Consider the following 22,154-nt stretch of genomic DNA (forward strand, 5'->3'; position numbering starts at 1 on the left):
ATTCACAAAAAAACCTATATTGGTATAGTTATTTTATTATTTTTGTAGGCTGAATAAAACTTAGACTAAACTAAACACCCTTTATACAACTATGGGATTTTTTGATTTCATGACCGAGGATATTGCCATAGACCTTGGAACCGCAAATACACTAATCATACACAATGACAAGGTGGTTATAGATTCTCCATCTATAGTAGCTCGCGATAGAATTACAGGAAAAATAATTGCTGTAGGTGCCGAAGCCAATTTAATGCAAGGTAAAACTCATGAAAATATTAAAACCATACGCCCGTTAAAAGATGGTGTTATTGCAGATTTTGATGCTTCGGAACAAATGATAAATATGTTTATTAAAAGCATACCTGCATTAAAAAAGAAACTTTTTACCCCTGCTTTAAGAATGGTAGTATGTATTCCTTCTGGGATTACAGAGGTAGAAATGCGTGCTGTAAAAGAATCGTGTGAACGTGTAAATGGTAAAGAAGTATATTTAATACACGAACCTATGGCCGCTGCTATTGGTATCGGCATTGATATTATGCAACCAAAAGGAAACATGATTGTAGATATAGGTGGTGGTACTACAGAAATTGCAGTAATTGCCCTTGGAGGTATTGTATGTGATAAATCGGTAAAAATTGCTGGAGATGTATTTACCAATGACATCATCTATTACATGAGAACTCAACACAATTTATTTGTAGGTGATACAACTGCTGAGAAAATTAAAATTCAAGTAGGAGCCGCTATAGATTCTTTAGATTCTCCGCCAGACGATATGTCTGTACAAGGTAGAGATTTACTTACAGGAAAACCAAAGCAAGTAGAGGTTTCTTTTAGAGAAATTGCCAAAGCCTTAGACAAATCAATACAACGTATTGAAGACGCTATTATGGAAACCTTATCTCAAACACCACCTGAACTGGCTGCAGATATATACAATACAGGTATTTATCTTGCTGGAGGAGGTTCAATGTTAAGAGGATTGGACAAAAGAATTTCTCAAAAAACAGATTTACCCGTATATATAGCCGAAGACCCATTAAAAGCAGTCGTAAGGGGAACGGGTATGACACTAAAAAATATCCCAAAATTTAAAGGGATATTGATAAAATAAATTTGGAATAGATTAAAATTTAGGTTAAACTAGTACAACCCTTTAGTTCATGCAACAAATATTTTTATTTTTAATAAAAAACAGCTACCGTATGCTGTTTTTGTTGCTTATGGGTATAGCAATCACGCTTACTATACAGTCACACTCATACCACAAGAGCAAAGTAATAAGTTCTGCAAACTTTGTAAGCGGTGGTGTTTACAGCCAAATGAATCGTGTGAGTGATTATTTTAGTTTACAAACCCAAAATGAAGAACTCGCCAAAGAAAATGCACGATTAAAGAGTTTACTTTTTAATCAAAAAGATACTGCAAAAATTGTCTTGAACGACAGCATAAAAGGTGTTAAAAAAACCGACTTGATTATTTCTAAAGTAATTAAAAACTCCTACAGCAATCAAGAAAATATACTTACTATAAATTCGGGCAGTAACCAAGGCGTTAAACCGTATATGGGCGTAATAAATAGTTTAGGTATTGTAGGCATTATAGACCAAACCTCTAGCAACTACGCTACGGTAGTGAGTATTTTAAATACTTCGTCAAAAATTACAGCCAAACTAAAAAAGAATAATCATTTTGGCACTCTTACATGGAACGGAAAAAACACAGGTTATGTTCAGTTATATGATTTACCTAGGCTAGCAACTGTAAGAAAAGGTGATACTATTGTAACCTATGGTGAAAACACTATTTTTCCAGAAAACATAAACATTGGTACCGTAGATAAAGTATATATTGATAATGAAACCACATCATTTACCATACAAGTAAAATTGTTTAACGACATGACGAGCTTGGGGCATGTATACGTCATAAATAATAAAGATGCAGATGAACTACGAAATTTAGAAAAACAATCTAAAAAAGAAAAACATGAGTAGTACTGCATTATTAAATATTTTACGATTTGTGTTGTTGCTTTTCGTGCAAATTATCATTTTTAATAACATTGACTTTTTACGCTTTATAAACCCGTACCCATACCTATTATTTATTCTTCTATTTCCAGTAAATGGAAACAAATATGCTCTTTTATTAAGTGCTTTTTTATTAGGCATCATAATGGATACATTTTTAAATTCTGGAGGAATACACACTGTCGCTTGTACATTACTTGCTTACATAAGACCCTCATTATTTCGATTTTCTTTTGGATTAAGTTATGAATACCAAACTGTAAGAATTAACGATAATTTATCTCCAGAACGTTTTTCATTTATAGCCATATCGGTGCTCATACATCATTTATGTATGTTTGTTCTTGAAATATTCACTTCAGAATACCTACTAGGCATTATACTAAGAACAATAGTGAGTAGTATCTTTACGTTAATTTTATGTATCCTTATCATTTATCTGATAAAACCAAGTAGACGATGAGAAAAGTTTTATTGCCTACATTAGTTATTGCAAGTGCTGTTTTATTACTTGTTCGTATATTCTATTTACAGATAATAGATGACACAAACATGGTTAAATCAGTAAACAATGCTATTAAAATAAAATACGATTACCCAGAAAGAGGATATGTATACGACAGAAATGGTAAGTTACTGATTGCCAATCAACCCTCTTACGATATTATGGTGGTGCCTCGAGATGTAAAAAATATAGATACCACTGAGTTTTGTAATCTACTAGATATTGATAAAGATTTTTTCTTAAAAAGAATGCACAAGGCAAAAGTTTACAGCCCTATGCTCCCATCTGTGTTTTTGCCTCAATTGAACAAATTAGAGTTTGCTGCCTTTCAAGAAAAAATTAGAAAATTTCCTGGTTTTTATATACAAAAAAGAGCCTTACGAGATTATCAAGTAGACTTTGGCGCTAATATCTTTGGTTATATCACACAAGTTAATGAAAATATTATCAAAAAAAATCATTACTACAACAGTGGTGATTTGATTGGAATGCAGGGTATTGAACAAAGTTATGAAGAAGTATTAAGAGGACAAAAAGGAGTTAAGTATTTACTTCGAGATAAATTTAATCGAGAAATAGGCCCTTACAAAGACGGAAAATTTGACACCATTGCCAAGCAAGGAAAAGACATTACGCTCACCATAGACTCCGAATTACAAAAATATGGCGAAGAACTTATGGTAAATAAATGGGGCGGTATTGTTGCTATAGAACCAAAAACAGGTGAAATATTATCGTTGGTATCTGCACCAAGCTACGATCCAGCGCTATTAGTTGGTAGACAACGTTCGAAAAACTACAACCTTATCAATGAAGACAAAATAGCCAAACCTATGTACGATAGAGGTTTACTAGCAGAATATCCTCCAGGTTCACCATTTAAAATTTTAACAGGTTTGGTAGCGCTACAAGAAGGTGTTATTTCAGATAGTACGCGTTTTTCATGCCATCACGGATTTAGTTACGGTAGAGGTCGGTTTATGAAATGTCACTGCGGAGGTGGTTCTCAACAACTACATAGAGCCATTTACCAGTCGTGCAATACTTTTTTCTCACAATCTTATATGAGAACCATAAACAAATATAAAGATCCTGCAAAAGGAGTAGATGTTTGGGCTTCTCATTTAAAAAGTTTTGGTCTTGGAGACTTTATGGGTTACGATTTACCTACCGGAAGACGAGGCAATATTCCTACATCAAAAACATACAAAAGAGTCTATCCAAACGGCGGCTGGAGAAGTACAACAATTGTATCTAACGCAATTGGACAAGGAGAAGTATTAATGACACCCATTCAGCTTGCCAATTTTATGGCTACTGTTGCCAATAAAGGTTACTACTATACGCCTCACATTATTAAAAAAATTAAAGGTGATGCAATTAATGAAAAATTCCGGAAAAAACATATTACCACAATAGAGCCACGATACTTTAACCCGATTATAAGCGGCATGGCCGATGTTTACAAGCAACCTAGCGGTACAGCTGCAGGACTAGGAGTTGCTGGCATAGAAATTTGTGGTAAAACAGGAACTGCAGAAAATTTTGCAAAAATAAATGGCAAAAGAGTAAAGCTTCAAGATCACTCTATATTTGTCGCTTTTGCACCTAGAGAAAATCCAAAAATTGCGATTGCTGTTTTTGTAGAAAATGGATATTGGGGTAAAAGATGGGCTGGTCCTATTGCTACATTAATGATTGAAAAATACCTCAATAAGAAAATTACTCGTTTTGATTTTGAAAAACGAATGAAGGAAGGTAGTTTGAAAGATCAATATGCAAAACTATACCCTAGAAAACATCAAGATAGTCTTTCTGTAATTAGTAAAAAAATTAGAGATAGTATTACAAGAGAAAAACGCAAAACAGATTCTCTAAATGGTAAATTTAAACAACCCATAAGAAAAGAAAACACAATAGATACTATAAGTAATCCAACTCAATAAAATGAAAAATCAAGGGGTTTCTGGTTATATAGACTGGCTTAGTGTTATTATTTATATAGCACTAGTGATTATGGGGTGGTTTAATATATACTCCTCTTCTCTATCTAATATAGAAGGCGATACCTCTATTTTTGATTTTTCACAAACCTACGGTAAACAACTATTGTTTATTTTATGTACGATTCCGTTAGTGTTATCTGTACTGGCAATGGAAGCCAAATTTTTCGAGAAATTCTCAACCGTAATATTTATAGCTTCGTTGGTATCATTAGCAGGGTTATTTTTATTTGGAAAAACCATTGCTGGGCAAAGATGTTGGTATGCCATAGGTAACTTTACTTTGCAACCCTCTGAATTTGCAAAAGCAGCAACAGCACTCGCTCTTGCAAAATATTTGAGCGATGTACAAGTCAATTTAAAAGACGTAAATAGGCAAATACAAGCCTTAATGATTGTAGGGCTTCCTGTATTGCTTATTTTACCTCAACCAGACCCAGGTAGTGCATTAATATACAGTATTTTCTTTTTTGTTCTTTTTAGAGAAGGACTCCCAGCTTGGTATATCATTACTGGTTTTTTGGCTATTGCAATTTTTATTCTAACTTTAAAATACAACAATCCATTTTTGGTCATTGCTATAGCAACGGTAATTCTTGCATTTATTTACTTTAGAACCCGAAATGCCGAAAGAAATATTATAGCAAGTCTTATGATTTTAGCTGCAGTTACCGCTTTTAGCTTTTCTGTAAATTATGTTTTTAATAATGTTTTTAAACAACATCATCGAGATCGTTTTAATATTCTATTAGGTAAAGAAGTTAATTTAAAAAAAGAAGGATATAATACCGACCAATCTGAAATTGCCATAGGTTCGGGTGGTTGGATTGGCAAAGGCTACTTAGAAGGAACACAAACCAAAGGAGGATTTGTACCCGAGCAACACACCGATTATATTTTTACTACTGTAGGTGAAGAATGGGGATTTGTAGGGTCATTTGTGGTAATATGTTTATTCGTAGGACTTATTTTAAGAATAATTTATCTCGCAGAAAGGCAAAAAACAAAATTCAGTAGGATATATGGCTATTCGGTTGCAGGCATACTGTTTATACATTTTTTTGTAAACATAGCTATGGTTGTAGGCGTTTTTCCAACCATTGGAGTTCCACTACCTTTTTTCTCGTATGGAGGTTCAGGACTTTGGGGATTTTCTATTTTACTTTTTATCTTTTTAAAACTAGATGCTAATAAAATTAATGAATGGTAACTTTTACAATCACACTCCATTTGTAGTAAACATTAGACATTAAAAATCTGTTTTACATGTATATAATTAGTAATTTTATACCTAAAAATTAAGCAAACTTATTTGCGCTTTTTTAAAAAAAAATATTAACTCTATAAAAAAATTAAAGACGATGAAAATCAAATTACTTATTACTACAGTATTATTAATGGGTTCTCAATACTTTTTTGCACAAGAAAATCCAGTAGCAACACAGGTTGTAGATTCGGTAAAAACGAAACAACTAGAAGTTGAAAAAGCTGCTCTTGAAGCCAAATTGATAGCTGAAAAAGAGGCTTTAAAAGCAGCAAAAGAGCAAGAAAATGCTATAAAAGAAGCCGAAAAGGCAAAAAAAGAAGCTGAAAAAGCTGAGAAAGAAAGACAAAAAGCCGAAAAAGAAAGAGAGAAAGCTGAAAAACAGAGAGAAAAAGCTGAAAAAGAAAAAGAAAAAGCAGCAAAAAAATTGGAAAACGCTCAGAAAGATTTAGAAAAAAACAAAGAAAAACTGGATAAAGCTCATAAAGACTTAGATAAAAAAAGAGAAAAATTAGATAAAGGTATAGCAAAAGGAAAAATGTCTCCTGTAGATATTGAAAAAGCAAATGTAGATATCACAAAACAACAATTAAAAATTAAAGAAATTGAAGAAGACATTGCAAAATCTCAGAAAAAACTTGAGAAACTCAATTAGTCTATTTTTGTAATATACATAATTTTTCAACTGCATAAAGAAAGGGTTTGGCTTAAAATAAAGTCAAACCTTTTTTTATTATTGACTAATTACAAGCAAATTGTATATTACAGTATTAATTTATTTTTAATTACTCATATCAAAATAGAAAACTATATAAAAGCAAATAAGTGTTTTTCTTGACTTTACAAACCTAATAAATTACAAATTAATAGCAGTTCTTAAATAGTATTTGTTTCTGTAGAGGTAAAGAAAAAATAAAGGCTACCTGTTTGAGGTGACCTTTATTTTTTTATCAATGCAATTTTAGCATTATCCTTTTTTCTGAGCTAGTGTTTTTGATGAGTTTTTATAGATATCATTCAAAATATTTACTGCTTCTTCTACATATACATCTTTAGTTAAATCGTCAAACCATACTTCTCTTTTTTCTTTCAAGGTTTCATCTTTACTCATAAGATTTTTATCATAAGTAATCGGCATAAACGACAAACCATTATTGTATTTGGTAATTGCTTTAAATTTTTTATTTGCCTCTTCTAATTTCTTTTGCTCTGCTTTATAATCATTAACATTTAATGAAATAGAGTGTATATCTTCTCTTGAGTCTAAAAATTTAGCGTTTTCATCAATTAATTTAAGTTGCTGATTGTTTAATAATCTTGACTTACTATTTGCAATAGCCAAATCGAGAGCTTGGTAATTTGACCAAACTGTAAACTTAGCTGGTTCAATTTTATCCCAAGCCAAAGCATTAGGCACATCTTTTTCGCCCATTTTTAAATATTCGTACTTATCGGGCATAACAACATCACTTTTTACACCCTCTTTTTGAGTAGAACCTCCATTTATTCTATAAAATTTTTGAGTAGTAGCTTTTAATGCTCCTAAATCTCCAAAATTACTACCTCTTACAAAGTTGTTTAAATCAATCATATTTTGAACTGTACCTTTTCCGTAAGACTGCGTGCTTCCTATAATAACGCCTCTTTTATAGTCTTGCATAGCTGCCGCCAAAATTTCTGATGCAGATGCTGAAAATTCATTTATCATTATTACCAAAGGACCATTCCATTGTATTCTTTCATCTTTATCGGGCATGGTTTCGGCACGACCATCTGCACCACGCACTTGTACTACAGGTCCTTTATCTATAAACAAACCTGCTATATCAATTACAGTTTTTAAAGATCCTCCTCCATTATCTCTCAAATCTATAGCGATACCTTCTACTCCTTCTTGTTTTAATCGCTCTACTTCTTGTGCCACATCTTTGGCCGCATCACGACTGTCTTTATTATCAAAATCTATATAAAACTTTGGAAGATTTATAATACCGTATTTTACTCCATCTTTCACGGTAATTGTAGATTTTGCATAGGTTTCTTCAATTTCTACCTCATCACGAATTATAGATATTACACGTACAGTACCATCGTTTTTCTTTACTGTTAAGCGAACTTCTGTACCTTTTGGTCCTTTAATTTTTTTAACAACATCGTCAATACGCATACCTACTACATCTACAGGCTCTGCATTTCCTTGTGCTACTTTCAAAATTTTATCTCCCGCTTCTAATTCTTTACCTCTCCAAGCTGGCCCTCCAGATATTAGTTCGGAAATCTCGGTAATATCATTTTTCTTTTGCAATCTCGCTCCAATACCTTCAAGTTTTCCGCTCATTTCTACATCAAATTTTTCTTTGGCTGTAGGCGGAAAATAAGATGTATGAGGGTCAAATTGTGATACTACAGAATTAATATATACCGAAAACCAATCTTCTCTATCCAAATCTTTTACAAAATTGAAATATTCGTTGTAAGAGTTTAAAGTGCTTTCTCTACTCTCTTTTTCCAGTTCTTCATACGATTTTGGTTTTTCAGACTTTCTTTTTTCTAAATCTTGTTGGTACTTTTTGCCCAACTCTTCAGTATATCTTTTACCCAATTTAGTTTTGTATTCTTCTAGACTTTCTTGGGTAGTTTTACTAGCGTTTTTCAATAAATCTTCCTGCATTTTCTCTTTGTCTACCAAAGTACCCAAAACCGAAAACTTAGTTTGTTTTCTCCAACGTTCTTTCAATTCTTTTACATTCTTAGCAAAAGGAAGTTTTTCAAAATTTGTATTATACTCTTCTTTTACATTAAAATCTATAGGTTTTGATAGAACATCTTGATAATAGGTTTTACTCTCTTGCATACGTTGTAACAATCTATCGTAAGTAAGATTGAAAAAAGTAAATGTTCTATTGTTTAAATCGTCGTCGATTTTGGTCTCATATTTAGAAAACTCATCTATATCCGATTGTAAAAAGAATCGCTTAGACGGATCTAAAGCTTCTAGATAATCTTTATATATTTTTTTGGATAAATTATCATCTATTTTTGCAGGTTGGTAATGCCCTTTTTCCAATACATACGAAAGAATTTCAAGTAAAACTTTATCTTTTTCAGGGTCTGTTCCCGAAAATTTCTTCGGCATAAAACTCCACAAACCAATAGCCATTACAACTACTGTGGCAATTATTTTATAATGTCTTTTCATAAATGCAATTATTGTATTCATTATTTTTTTAACTAAATTATACAAAAAATCATGCCAACAGCAACGAGCATCGCATAAATTTTTGTTAAATGCACCAAATTATTGAAACTTATATCGAGTATGTTTTTAGTACTATTTTAGAATAAAAACCTAAAATTTTATAAGCCAACAACTTAGTCTTTTCTGTAAGATATCGCTTATATAAGTAGTAAAATAAGTATTTTTGTTACAAATTTTAAAAATCATGTCTAAAAAACCTGTAATATTGATTACTAATGATGATGGAATTTCAGCTCCAGGTATCAAAGCACTTATCGAAGTAATGCAAGAAATAGGAACTGTTGTTGTTGTAGCTCCCGATAGTCCACAAAGCGCTATGGGACATGCTATTACGATAAACAATACTTTGTATGTGAACCAAATTTCAAAAGAAAATGATAAAGTTTTGCAATACTCTTGCTCGGGCACTCCTGTAGACTGTGTTAAAATGGCTGTAAATGAAATTTTGCATAAAAAACCTGATTTATGTGTTTCTGGCATCAATCATGGTTCAAACTCATCTATAAACGTTATTTATTCTGGTACGATGAGTGCTGCTGTAGAAGCGGGTATTGAAGGCATACCTGCTATTGGTTTTTCATTGTTAGACTATTCATGGAATGCTAATTTTGAGTCATGCAAAAAATTTGTAAAAACCATTGCGCAACAAGTGCTACAAAACGGTTTACCTAGTGGTACAGTGCTAAATGTAAATATCCCAAATGTTGATGAAAAAGAAATAAAAGGGATTAAAATTTGCAGACAAGCAAAGGCATTTTGGCAAGAAAAATTTGATAAACGCACAAGTCCTTTTGGTAAAGATTATTATTGGCTTACGGGTGCTTTTGTTAATTTGGATAAAGGCGAAGATACAGATGAATGGGCTTTGGCTCACAACTATGTTTCTGTAGTTCCTGTACAATTTGACCTCACAGCCTACCACGCAATACAAGAATTAAACAATTGGGAATTTTAAATAAAATATATGGATAAAAGAGATTTTTTTATTGGTGTTTTACTAGGTTTATTTACTTCTTTGTTAGGAAGTTTATTATACACTGTATTATTTATAAAAATACCACTCAAAAATGCTTTTTGGTATTTACAACATTTTGAATTAATAGGAAAAGTAATTACTATTGGTTCGATACTTAGCCTTGTATTATTTTTATTTTTAATGAATAAGAAAAAAGATATGATGGCAAGAGGCATCATTATGTCGATTATTATTTTGGCAATTGCCACTATATTATTATAAAAATGAAGTACTATATTATAGCTGGAGAAGCATCGGGAGACTTACATGGTTCAAATTTAATGAAAGAAATTTTCAAGAAAGATGCTGAGGCAGAAATTAGATTTTGGGGAGGCGATTTGATGCAAAATGTAGGCGGAACACTGGTAAAACATTATAAAGAACTTGCTTTTATGGGATTTGCCGAAGTGGTTTTAAACCTCAAAACAATTTTTAACAATATTAAATTTTGCAAAAGAGATATAGTAAATTTTCAACCCGATGTTATCATTTTTATTGATTACCCAGGCTTTAATATGCGTATTGCAAAATGGGTAAAAAATCAAAAAATTAAAACCCATTACTATATATCGCCACAAATTTGGGCATGGAAAGAAAACCGCATAAAAGCTATAAAAAGAGATTTTGACAAATTGTATGTTATTCTTCCTTTTGAAAAAGATTTTTATGAAAAAAAGCATCATTTTCCAGTAGAATTTGTTGGGCACCCATTGATTGATGCCATTTCAAATAGAAAAAAAATCACGTATCAAGAGTTTTGTGAAGAGTTTGACTATCAAAATAACAAACCTTTTATTGCCATATTACCTGGAAGTAGAAAGCAAGAAATTGCCAAAAAACTACCTATAATGCTTAGTGTAGTACATTATTTTCCTGACTATAATTTTGTAATTGCAGGAGCACCGAGCATAGAAAAAGAATTTTATGATTCTATAATTGCCAACAAACCCAATGTAAAACTTATTAACAATCAAACCTATAAAATATTGGATGTTGCCGTAGCTGCTTTGGTAACTTCTGGCACAGCTACTCTAGAAACCGCTTTGTTTAAAGTTCCAGAAGTAGTTTGCTACAAAGGCAATAGAATATCGTATGAAATTGCAAAACGCATCATTACACTAAAATACATTTCTTTGGTCAATTTAATTATGGACGAATTGGTAGTGACAGAACTTATTCAAAATGAATTAAATACAGAAAATTTAATTACTGAACTCGGTAAGTTATTACAAACTGAATACCGAGAAAATCTATTGAAAAAATATGATGCTTTAGAAAAAAAATTAGGCGGAAAAGGTGCGAGTGAAAAAACAGCATCTCTCATTATAGACAACATTCAAAAAAAATAGAATACTTATATTTGTAAAAATAATTGTTTTGAAAAAATACTTAGCACTACTTATACTTGGATTTTTATTGTTTTCTTGCAAAGCAAAGCAATCTGGCGTTATTACGTCAAAAAATGAAGCTATTAAAAAAAATATTTACGATACTCGCTTGCCAAAACAAGTAACGGCACTACAAACTAAAACAGCTCCACTTCTTTTTGAACGCACAGCTCAAGAACAAAAAGAAGTAGATAAACACAATGAAAGTTTGGAAGTAATAGAGAAAAAAAATACCGATAAAATTGTCTTGGAAGATAATGTTCAAGATGTAATTATTAAGGTAGAAAATTGTAGCTCTATGGGCGAAGATTTAGTAAAACTTGCCAAACAAAATTTAGGATCACCGTACCATACTGGAGGTACAAGTCCAAGCGGTTTTGATTGCTCTGGACTTATGTATGCTACTTATAAAAAATTTGATATTTTTTTACCTCGTACTTCTACACAAATGGCACAAATTGGTCGTATTTTGGACTTAAAAGACATACGTCCAGGTGATTTAATCTTTTTTAGAACCAATGGCAAACACCACATCAATCATGTTGGTATGGTAGTAGGTGTTAATGATGAGGAAATTACATTTATACATTCTTCTACTCAAAGAGGTGTTATTATTTCTTCTACTAAAGAGGCATATTACAATAGAACCTTTGCTCAGGTTAATCGTATTATCGAATAAAATTTATATATTTGGCTTTCTATATATCAGCCAAATACTATGATTATCAGCACAAAAAAGATCTTTTCTTTTCAATTACATGGATACCTTTTTGGGATTGTTAAACAAACAAAAGTGCTTTTTTTATGAAAAAAGTACTTTCTTATCCGCTTACTAAAATTTGTGCGTTTTATGTATTGGGCATTATTACTCAATATACTTTAAACGTTTCTTTTTCTGTATATTTTTTATCTATACTCTGTTTTTGTTTGCTGTTATTATTAGCCTATTTTTACTACGCTAATCGTAAAATTGCTTTTGAGTTTACTACTTTTTCTATTGCTTTTATTTTGGCTTTCTTAATTATTGAATTGCAAAATCCAACATTTAAAAAGTCGCATTTTACACATTTTTCTACAACTAATTCCAAAACCAATTTGGAGATGGTAATTATTGAAAAATTTAAAACAACACAAAAATATACGCGCTATGCAGCTCATTTAATCAGAATAGACAATCAAAACACTTCGGGCAAAGTAATACTCAATGTACCTAAAATTGAATCTTCAAAAGAGTTCGTTCCTAGTACGCACATTTTGGCTCATGCAAGACTGGTAACAAAATACCCAAATAGTGTTCCAAGCCGTTTTAACTACTCCGATTATTTAAAAAATAAAGGTATTTATGGTCAGGTCTATACTGATTCAAATTACTACATTGGAAAAAACCAACCTTCTCTTGCTTATTATGCTGGTTGTTTTAGAAATAACATAATCAACACTTTAGAATCTAAAATACCCAAGAATGATTTAGCCTTAATTATGGCTTTGCTATTAGGTCAGCAACAAGATATTGATGCAGAGTTAATGAACAGTTATCAAATGGCAGGTGCTGTACACATGTTATCTGTATCGGGGTTACACATAGGGATTTTGTTACTTGCCTTACAATTTTTATTAAAATTTATTAGCAATACTCCGCGTAATAAAATAATAAAACTTTGTATTCTGTTGGTATTTTTATGGGGTTTTGCTTTACTGGCAAATTTTTCTCCTGCGGTATTACGCTCGGCAACTATGTATAGCTTTTTACTTTTTGCAATGTATTTAAAAAGAGGTGTATACATTTATTATTCTTTACTGACTTCGTTATTTGCTATACTCATATTTTCACCATTCATGCTCTTTGATGTGGGTTTTCAACTGAGTTATTTAGCACTATTTTTTATAGCATGGTTGCAACCTATATTCAAAAATGGATATATTCCAAAAAACAAAATCGGCGTCTATTTTTTTGATATTATAACTGTTTCATTAGCCGCTCAAATTGGCACTTTACCATTATCTCTCTACTATTTTCATCAATTTCCTGGCTTATTTTTACTGACTAATGTTGTACTACTACCTTTATTAAGCCTATTACTATTTGTAGGTGTTATTGTAGTACTTATGGCTTCAATAGGTTGGGTTTTAAATCCTATAGTTGAATTATTGAGTTGCCTTATTGGTATTTTCAATACAATTATACAATGGGTAAGCTCTTTTGAAGATTTTATATTCAAGAATATTTCGTTTAATTTCTCTCTATTACTCATTTGTTATTTTGTGATTGTATGTTTTTTTGTATGGATAGAAAACAAGAAAATAATTTATTTTAAAATGTTTTTAATGAGTATACTTGCTTTGCAGTGCAATTCTATTTTCGAAAAATATTCCTATATAAATAGAGAAACTATGCAGTTGTTGCATATTTATAAAAATAGCGTGTTAATACACCCCAAGCAAACCACTCTACGTGTTTATTCGAGCTATAAAATACCTCATACAAATGCAGAAAAAATCATAAATACTTATGCTGTAGAACATGGAATTAAAGCAATAAAGTATTTATCTCTACAAAACTATTACTATCATAAAAACGCCAAAGTAACAATAATAACAAATAATAACGCTTATTTAAAAAACACAAATCCTGATGTTTTAATACTAATAAATTCTCCAAAAATTAATTTAGAATATGTTTTGGAAGAATTAAAACCGAAAGTAGTAGTTGCCGATGGTTCAAACTTTTTTGAATATAAAAAACGATGGAAAGAAAGCTGCTATAATGCAAAAATCCCTTTTCACGATACGAGCGAAAAGGGATTCTATACTATAAAATAAGTAATTATTTTTTTACTTTCTTTTTAATTTTCTTTGATGATTTTGTAGGTTTTGGATCTGGAACAAATTTGGCTAAAGAAGCATTTGCATTTTCAATCCATGTGGTAGGCCCTCCAGGCATATAACCACTAGAACCTAATTGTTCATAAGTTGTATTTCCATCTTTTACAACAGGCTTAGCAAACCAAACAGTAGGATAGCCACGTACTTGAAATAGTTGTTGCAATTCCATATTTTGCTTTTGAATTTCGGCAGCAAGCTGAGTTCTTCTAGGAAAATCTAGTTCTACCAAAACTACTTTCTCATTAGCCCATTTTACAAATTCTGGCGTTTTAAAAACTTCATTTTGAAGTTTCATACACCAACCACACCAATCGCTTCCGGTAAAAAATAAGAATAAAGGTTTTTGTTCGTTTTGAGAACGCTCAATAGCTGTCTTCATATTATTTTCCCACTTTAATCCATCTTGCGCTTGAACAAAAGTAGTTGTTGCTACAAGTAAAAAAAGTATTACTAATTTCTTCATTTTTTAAATATTTATTACTGTTTAATTTGTTTTATCTTTTTCAAAAATAATGCCGAAAGATACTAATTATTTTACTTCCTGCATTAATTTTTTAATTATGGGAGAAAGTATAATTAAAATTATACCTGCTATTAAAGCGTAAATAGCTAGGGTATAATATCCATCTGTATATGATTGCAGTTTAGTTAACAATGTAGTCCCTGTATTAGATTTTGATATTTCGGCGCCTAGCTTTCCTGCCGCCCATTGTCCAAATGCACTTGCTAAAAACCATAATCCCATCATCATGCCAAATAGTTTTTTTGGCGAGAGTTTAGTAATTATAGACATCCCTATTGGACCTAAACATAATTCTCCTATTGTAGTTACAAAATAGGCAAAAGTAAAAACGTTTAGCGAAGTTATACCTTTAGAATTGGCAAAGAATTTTGTGTAATAAAAAATATAAAATGACGCTGAAAGAAATAAAAAACCTATTCCAAATTTGATTAAAGTATTAGGCTCTATTTTTCTTTTGGCTAAGGCTAACCAAAGTAATCCTATAATAGGGCTTAATAAAACCACAAACAATGTATTAGAGCTATTGTTTACAAAGTTTGGATCCATATTAAATCCTAATAAATTGTGTGTAAGATTGTCTTTGGCAAATAGAGAAAGTGAGCCTCCGCTTTGCTCGTAAATAGAGTTAAATACAAAATAGAAAAATATAAAAGTAAATGCAGCAATCATTTTTTTCTGAGCACTGTTATCAGATAGTTTCCAAACTTCATAAATAAAATAACAAACAGCCACAGCACCTATTAGATACATAAAATAATCGGTATAATTAGTGTTTTTTACCATAATATATATCAAGGGCATCGATAGAAGTGCTCCTACATAAACTGCTATTTCTTTAATATTACTTTGTGGCTTTTCATCTTTAAATTTTGGAGAATCACCAATTGGTCCTAATGATTTTTTTGTAATAAAAAAGGTAACTAATCCAAAAACCATAACAATGGCTGCTGCCAAAAAGCATAATTGCCAAGAAACATATTTGCCTAACCAAACACATAATAGTCCTCCAAAAAAACCACCAATATTAATTCCAGCATAAAAAAGACTATACCCTGCATCTCTACGATTGTCATCTCTAGTGTAAAGTTCACCAACCATTGAAGAAATGTTTGGTTTAAAAAAACCCGTTCCAATTATAGAAAATACTATCCCAAAATAAAACATATCCTTTGGAGAAAAAGCAATTAGTAAATTACCCAAAATCATAATAATTCCACCAAAAACTAAAGCTTTTTTAAAACCTAAAATTTTATCGGCAAAAATACCTCCAATAAAAGTAAAAGCATATACAAATGCCTGAATAGCTCCGTATTGTAAATTGGCGGCATCTTCTTTAAGAAACAATTGATCTGCCATAAAAATAGTGAGTACTCCTCGCATTCCATAAAAGCAAAAGCGCTCCCACATTTCTATTGTAAATAAATACCAAAGTTGTTTTGGATATTTTCCTTTAAAATTTTGAATTTGTTCTAGAGTTAGTTGGTTTTCCATATATAGTTAGTTTAATCCTTTTTCACGCATTACAGCATTTAATTTTTTAAGTATTAGTAATCCTAAACTTGTTGCAAAAAGTAATAATGCAAAATTTACCCAATAAAAATTAGCCTTATCTTCATAATTGTACCACATACTAGCCAATACTCCGCTTAGTTTGTTACCTATAGAAATAGATAAAAAGAAACCTCCCATCATCAATGCAGTAAGTCTTGGAGGACTTAGTTTAGACACAATGGAAAGCCCCATAGGAGAAAGACATAACTCTCCAATAGTGATGACTCCATAGGTTGCAACCAACCATAGAGGTGAAACTTTTACAGTTCCATTTGAACTAGCATATACTGCGGCAACCATTACCAAACAAGACAAAGCAGAAATAAACAATCCTAAAACAATTTTTGATGGTGTTGTAGGCTCTTTTCCTCTTTTTCTCATAAAAGCAAAAACAGACACTACTACAGGTGTTAGCAATATAATCCAACCTGGATTTATTGATTGAAACAATTCTGTATTTATTAAAGATACTTTTTTATTATTGTTTGACTCGAGTTGTGTTCTGTTTGTAGGCGAAATATTTGTAAAATAAACATCTTTACCAACTACTTTAATGGCATTCCCTTGTGCATCTTTCTCTGCTTTGAATTGTTTATCGTATTTTTGAACTTCTTGTGTTTCAAAACTTTTTTGATCTACTAAATAAATTTTTTCTAGAGATTTTTCGGCAACTCCAGTTACTTGTCTATCTGTGTAATAGTTTGCCCAACGAGTTAGCGCTGTTCCATTTTGTTTAAAAACAGCCCAAAATAGCATTCCTACTGCAAATATTGCCAATAGTGCACCTAAAGATTTTTTGTCTTCTAGGCTCGCTTTTAGATACAATCGTACATAAAAATATATTACGGGAATACACGCGAAAATAAATGCGTCTGTACTATCACTTTTAAAAATATTGTTTGGAATCATCCATCCTATTATACCAAAAATTAATGCAGGCAAAAACACTTTAACCAAAATACCCGTTAATGATATATCTCCTTCTTGTACAGGTTTCATTACATTGGCGGTTTCTAGATGCTTTCTTCCCAGTGTAAATATAATTAATCCTAAAAACATGCCTATTCCTGCAGTAATAAAAGCAGCACTCCAACCATATTGATTACGCATAAAAGCAGCTATAATATTACATATAAATGCTCCAATATTAATACCCATATAGAAGATGTTATAACCTGCATCTTTTTGATTTTTGTATTGATCGGAAGAATACAAATTTCCTACTAAAGTCGATATACTTGGTTTAAAAAATCCATTTCCAATTATTATTAATGCCATAGATATATAAAACACAGTAAGATTATGAAATCCTAGCCCTATATAACCCAAACCCATTAATGTTCCTCCTACATATATTGATTTAAAATAACCCAAAACTCTATCGGCTAAAAAACCACCTAAAAAAGGTGTAAGGTAAGTAAGTGCTATATAGGTTCCGAAAATATCATCTGCTTTTTGGTCTGCAAACGCCAAACCTCCAGTACTTGAAGGGTCTATCATGTACAATACAAAAATTCCGATTATTAAATAATAACCAAAACGTTCCCACATTTCTGTGAAAAACAAAAACAACAAACCTTTAGGATGATTATTTTTCATATCAAAAAAACCTTCAGAAAGTACTGAAGGTTTTCAAAGATATAAATTTTTATTTAGTTTACTCCGTGCATCATTTTTTTCAATTTTGGCGTTAGGAAGGCTAAAATAACAGCTGCTATACCACACAAAACAACAAAAACCATAAAAAATTCATATAAATTATGGATTTCAAAACCTCCAAATGAAGTATACTCTGTTGGTAATTGTTCTTTCTTAAACATAGCAACTTGCTCAACTGATAAAGTTGTCTTTTTATCTAAAACATCTTGAAGATTTACACCTAATGTTTCTGCTTTTAAAAATTTATCACCAGTAGCAGGAATAATTGCTCCAAGAGAACCTGCTAATGCATATCCTGCTGCGTTTGAAATAAAGAAAACACCATATAACAATGAAGCAAAACGTTTAGGAGCTAATTTACCAACCAAAGATAATCCGATTGGTGATAAACAAAGTTCACCCATAGTTTGTATAAAATATAATAATACCAACCATTTTATAGCCAGCAAACCACTATTCCCCAAATCTTTAACATTATGAGCTATAATAAAATAACTTAATGCAATCAAAGATAGTCCCACAGCTTGTTTCATTGGTGAAATTGGTTCTTTTTGTTTTGCTCTTAACATATCCCACATGATACTGAAAGGCACTGCTAATATTACTACAAAAAGCCCATTAAAAATCTGAACCATTGAAGCAGGCATATCCCATCCAAAAATAAAAGTTCTATCTGTTTGATTTGAAGCAATAAAAGTTAATGAAGAACCTGCTTGTTCAAATGCCGCCCAAAAGAAAATAATGAAAAAAGAAACGATATAAATTACAGAAATTCTTTCTCTTTCAATTTTGCTTTCAGCTGAACTCATAATTAAAAAAGCTAAAGAAATTCCAGCACCATAAATTATAGGATAAATGATTCCTTTAACTAAGGTTCCAATTTCAAAATTACTAAATCCAATTTCTGAGACTAATAAGTATCTAAAAGCAAAAAATAAAGCAAAAAATAAAACTATTGCAATTCCTATTGATTTACTTGAGAATTTTGCTTGTTCTTCAACTTCACCTTTTGAAGAATCTTTATTAGGTTTTGCTCCAATAGGAGCTCCTTCAGGTGAAACAACGTATTTATCTTTTAAAAAGAAAAAAACTAATGTTCCTAAAACCATTGCAATAGCTGCCATTAAATATCCCCATTTAAAAACTGTAGGGTCTTGAACTCCTTTTATCTTTACATCAGCAAAAAGAGGTACAAAATATTGACTCAATAATGCACCGATATTAATTCCCATATAAAAAATAGTAAAAGCAGAATCTAATTTTGTCTTTTCTTGAGGTGGATATAAACTTCCAACCATAGAAGAAATATTTGGTTTAAAGAAACCATTTCCAAAAATAATAACAAAAAGACCTAACCAAAAGATACCTTTTGACAAATCTAGATTACTATCATAGATGGTAGCACTATAAAACAATGAAAACTGACCAATTGCCATCAAAGTTCCACCAAGCATAATACAACTTCTATTTCCCAAATATTTATCAGAAATAAAACCTCCTAAAAGCGGTGTTAGATAACAAAGAGCTAGAAAACCTCCATAAATAATTGATGCATTTGACTCTCCCAACATTAAGGCATTTACCATAAACAATGTCAAAATTGCTCGCATTCCGTAGAAGTTGAATCGTTCCCACATTTCGGTTCCAAATAATACCCAAAGTCCTTTTGGATGACCTGTTTTTACTGTATCACTCATTTTAATTTATTTTTAGTTTGTATTTAATTTATTATAGTTTTTCTTTTATAAAATTGGTCATTTTATTAAATAGTTGGATTCTCGTATAGCCACCATAAATCCCGTGGTTTTTATCGGGATATATAGCCCAATCAAATTGCTTATTGGCTTGTACCAAAGCTTCTATCATTTGCATACTATTTTGTACATGTACATTATCATCGGCTGTACCATGAATGAGTAAAAAGTTTCCTTTTAATTTATTTACATGATTAATAGGAGAATTATCATCGTAACCCGAAGCATTTTCTTGTGGCGTTTGCATATAACGCTCTGTATAAATGCTATCATAAAAACGCCAATTGGTTACAGGGGCTACTGCTATGGCTGTTTTAAACACATCGGCTCCTTTTAAAATACAATTACTTGCCATAAAACCGCCAAACGACCAACCAAAAATACCAATTCTCGATTTATCTACATACGGATAGTTACTTATTGCTTTTGCAGCATCTATTTGATCTTCTACTTCATATTTTCCTAATTCTTTTTGTGTACATTTTTTAAAAGCTGCTCCTTTATACCCTGTTCCTCTTCCGTCTACACAAACTGTAATATAACCTTGTTGGGCAAGCATGATAAACCAATAATCGTTTGCGTCTAGCCAATCGTTTGCAACTTGTTGAGAACCTGGACCAGAGTATTGATACATTAGTACAGGGTATTTTTTTGAAGTATCAAAGTCTTTTGGTTTCATAATCCAAGCATTCAACGTATTACCTTTTTCTGTAGTAAGTTCAAAAAATTCTTTAGCTGGTAAATTGTAGTTTGCTAATTTATTTTCGAGTACTTTGTTATCCAATATGGCTTTAATTTGAGAGCCATCTTTAGTGCTTTTTAAGAAAAAAGAAGGTGCCGTTTTGGCATTCTGAAATTTATCTATAAAGTAACCAAAATCAGGACTTAAAGTAGCCTCATGTGTTCCTAGTTCTTTAGAAAGTAGCGTTTTATTTTTACCATCAATAGAAATTTTATAAATATCTCTTTGTATAGAACCTCTTTCTACAGATTGGTAGTAAACCATTTTGTTCTTTTCATCAAAACCATAATAAGTAGTTACCTCCCAGCCTCCTTTGGTTATTTGGTTTTTTAACTTTCCTGTTTTGTCGTATAAATAAATATGATTGTAGCCATCTTTTTCGGAAGTCCAAATAAAGCTATTATCTTTTAAAAAAGTTAAATTGTCTGTAACTTCTACATAGGCTTTATCTTTTTCGTTAAGCACTACTTTGGCTGTCGCTGTTGTAGCGTCTACAAACAAAAGATCCAAATTATCTTGATGCCTATTAAGAACTTGTGCGCTAAATATATTGGCATCATTAGTCCATTTTATACGAGCAATATAAAAATCGTTGTAATTTGAAAGATTTACAGTTTTGGTAAGTGCTGTGTTTACATCAAAAACATGAAGTGAAACCACTGAATTTTTTTCGCCTGCCTTTGGATATTTAAAGGTTTCTACCTTTGGATAGAGCTCTTTTTGAAAAATATTCATTGAGAATTCAGGCACATTACTTTCGTCAAACTTTATATATCCAATTTTTTTACTATCTGTACTCCACTCAAAGGCACGCACAAAAGCAAATTCTTCTTCGTAAACCCAATCGGTAATTCCATTTATTACCGCATTTTTTTTGCCATCTGTAGTAATTTGAGTTGTTTTTGAAGTGGTAATATCGTAAACAAATAAATTATTTTCTTTGGCAAATGCTACTTTAGTTCCATCTGGAGAAAATGTAGGTTCTTGTACTTGCTCAAAAAGTTTGGTAAGAGTTTTGGAAACGGTATTATACAAATAATAATCGGCCGTAAATGAATGACGGAAAATTTGGTTGGAATTGCTAGCTATTAAAATTTGTTTTTCTGCCTTGTCAAAAATATAACTATCAATACCAGACGATAATTCTTTAAAATTTTCGGTACTTAGCAAGGTTGCAACTTTATTTAGCGTAGCAAAATCATACAAATCTATTTGCTGGCTACCTTTGGAACTTCCATTATTTAAAACCGTATATTGATTTGTATTTTTAAGCGACTGTAGTTCGTCCATCAATTTGGGTCTAAAAGCACCTGTAAATATTTGTTCTACTGTAACTTTTTGTTGGCAAACACCTACAAAAGAAGTAATTATACAAAATATAATAATATAAACTCTTTTCATTAAATAATAGTTTTTTAACGGGAGTTCAATTTTAGTCATTTTTTTTTAAATATCATTAAGTTTTTTACATAAATACACGTTTGCTTTTAAAGAAATACTAAAAATCAAATTTTAAAATAAATGCAATACTTTATCTTTGCTTGAAATTTAAGCACTAAAAATTAAATT

Annotated in this window: 17 protein-coding genes; 11 read left to right on the forward strand and 6 right to left on the reverse strand. The window is 31.2% G+C overall.

Going from position 1 to position 22,154, the window contains the following annotated elements; all coding sequences use genetic code 11:
• Window positions 1-91 precede the first annotated feature (91 nt).
• The 6 genes from Q361_RS03180 (at window position 92) to Q361_RS13630 (ending at window position 6,466) form a co-directional block, all read left to right on the forward strand.
• Window positions 92-1,120 carry a rod shape-determining protein gene (locus Q361_RS03180; protein WP_103725272.1) on the forward strand — a complete coding sequence of 343 codons (1,029 nt, stop codon included), beginning with the start codon at window positions 92-94 and terminating at the stop codon, window positions 1,118-1,120.
• A 49-nt stretch (window positions 1,121-1,169) separates the two neighbouring features.
• Window positions 1,170-2,003: a rod shape-determining protein MreC gene (mreC, locus tag Q361_RS03185; protein ID WP_103725273.1), complete on the forward strand. Its 834-nt coding sequence runs from the start codon at window positions 1,170-1,172 to the stop codon at window positions 2,001-2,003.
• Window positions 1,996-2,502 carry a rod shape-determining protein MreD gene (locus tag Q361_RS03190; protein WP_103725274.1) on the forward strand — a complete coding sequence of 169 codons (507 nt, stop codon included), beginning with the start codon at window positions 1,996-1,998 and terminating at the stop codon, window positions 2,500-2,502. Before mreC ends, Q361_RS03190 begins: the two co-directional genes overlap by 8 nt.
• Complete coding sequence (mrdA, locus tag Q361_RS03195; RefSeq protein ID WP_103725275.1) at window positions 2,499-4,490, forward strand: penicillin-binding protein 2; 1,992 nt, start codon at window positions 2,499-2,501, stop codon at window positions 4,488-4,490. The genes Q361_RS03190 and mrdA overlap by 4 nt, the downstream gene beginning before the upstream one ends.
• Window position 4,491: 1 nt before the next feature.
• Window positions 4,492-5,757: a rod shape-determining protein RodA gene (rodA, locus tag Q361_RS03200; RefSeq protein ID WP_103725276.1), complete on the forward strand. Its 1,266-nt coding sequence runs from the start codon at window positions 4,492-4,494 to the stop codon at window positions 5,755-5,757.
• A 151-nt stretch (window positions 5,758-5,908) separates the two neighbouring features.
• A complete protein-coding gene (locus Q361_RS13630; RefSeq protein WP_146046975.1) occupies window positions 5,909-6,466 on the forward strand; it encodes a hypothetical protein in 558 nt (185 codons plus the stop codon).
• 312 nt (window positions 6,467-6,778) lie between these two features.
• Here Q361_RS13630 and Q361_RS03210 read toward each other — a convergent pair whose 3' ends face one another.
• Window positions 6,779-9,031 carry a carboxy terminal-processing peptidase gene (locus tag Q361_RS03210; RefSeq protein WP_103725277.1) on the reverse strand — a complete coding sequence of 751 codons (2,253 nt, stop codon included), beginning with the start codon at window positions 9,029-9,031 and terminating at the stop codon, window positions 6,779-6,781.
• A gap of 223 nt (window positions 9,032-9,254) precedes the next feature.
• Between Q361_RS03210 and surE the strand changes: the two genes are divergently transcribed.
• The 5 genes from surE to Q361_RS03235 all read left to right on the forward strand — a co-directional run bounded on the left by surE (window position 9,255) and on the right by Q361_RS03235 (window position 14,293).
• On the forward strand, window positions 9,255-10,025 hold the full coding sequence (gene surE, locus Q361_RS03215; protein WP_103725278.1) for a 5'/3'-nucleotidase SurE: 771 nt from the start codon (window positions 9,255-9,257) through the stop codon (window positions 10,023-10,025).
• Between the two features lie 9 nt (window positions 10,026-10,034).
• Window positions 10,035-10,307, forward strand: a complete 273-nt coding sequence (locus Q361_RS03220) for a hypothetical protein (RefSeq protein WP_103725279.1) — start codon at window positions 10,035-10,037, stop codon at window positions 10,305-10,307.
• A gap of 2 nt (window positions 10,308-10,309) precedes the next feature.
• On the forward strand, window positions 10,310-11,434 hold the full coding sequence (lpxB, locus tag Q361_RS03225) for a lipid-A-disaccharide synthase (RefSeq protein WP_103725280.1): 1,125 nt from the start codon (window positions 10,310-10,312) through the stop codon (window positions 11,432-11,434).
• A 28-nt stretch (window positions 11,435-11,462) separates the two neighbouring features.
• The gene (locus Q361_RS03230) at window positions 11,463-12,152 is read left to right on the forward strand and encodes a C40 family peptidase (RefSeq protein WP_103725281.1); all 690 of its coding nucleotides are present in this window, start codon (window positions 11,463-11,465) and stop codon (window positions 12,150-12,152) included.
• A gap of 125 nt (window positions 12,153-12,277) precedes the next feature.
• Window positions 12,278-14,293 (forward strand): ComEC/Rec2 family competence protein, encoded by a 2,016-nt coding sequence (locus tag Q361_RS03235; protein ID WP_103725282.1) that lies wholly within the window; start codon window positions 12,278-12,280, stop codon window positions 14,291-14,293.
• A gap of 4 nt (window positions 14,294-14,297) precedes the next feature.
• Here Q361_RS03235 and Q361_RS03240 read toward each other — a convergent pair whose 3' ends face one another.
• From Q361_RS03240 to Q361_RS03260, 5 genes are all read right to left on the reverse strand, one after another.
• Window positions 14,298-14,819, reverse strand: coding sequence for a thioredoxin family protein (locus tag Q361_RS03240; RefSeq protein ID WP_103725283.1), 522 nt, complete (start codon window positions 14,817-14,819; stop codon window positions 14,298-14,300).
• A gap of 66 nt (window positions 14,820-14,885) precedes the next feature.
• Window positions 14,886-16,370: a peptide MFS transporter gene (locus Q361_RS03245; RefSeq protein WP_103725284.1), complete on the reverse strand. Its 1,485-nt coding sequence runs from the start codon at window positions 16,368-16,370 to the stop codon at window positions 14,886-14,888.
• Window positions 16,371-16,376: 6 nt separating this feature from the next.
• On the reverse strand, window positions 16,377-18,029 hold the full coding sequence (locus Q361_RS03250) for a peptide MFS transporter (RefSeq protein ID WP_103725285.1): 1,653 nt from the start codon (window positions 18,027-18,029) through the stop codon (window positions 16,377-16,379).
• Between the two features lie 53 nt (window positions 18,030-18,082).
• Window positions 18,083-19,786 carry a peptide MFS transporter gene (locus Q361_RS03255; RefSeq protein ID WP_103725286.1) on the reverse strand — a complete coding sequence of 568 codons (1,704 nt, stop codon included), beginning with the start codon at window positions 19,784-19,786 and terminating at the stop codon, window positions 18,083-18,085.
• A gap of 31 nt (window positions 19,787-19,817) precedes the next feature.
• Window positions 19,818-21,986 carry a S9 family peptidase gene (locus tag Q361_RS03260; RefSeq protein WP_103725347.1) on the reverse strand — a complete coding sequence of 723 codons (2,169 nt, stop codon included), beginning with the start codon at window positions 21,984-21,986 and terminating at the stop codon, window positions 19,818-19,820.
• Window positions 21,987-22,154: the final 168 nt, after the last annotated feature.

This window comes from Flavobacterium croceum DSM 17960, from assembly GCF_002917885.1.
GTDB classification, from domain to species: Bacteria; Bacteroidota; Bacteroidia; order Flavobacteriales; family Flavobacteriaceae; genus Flavobacterium; species Flavobacterium croceum.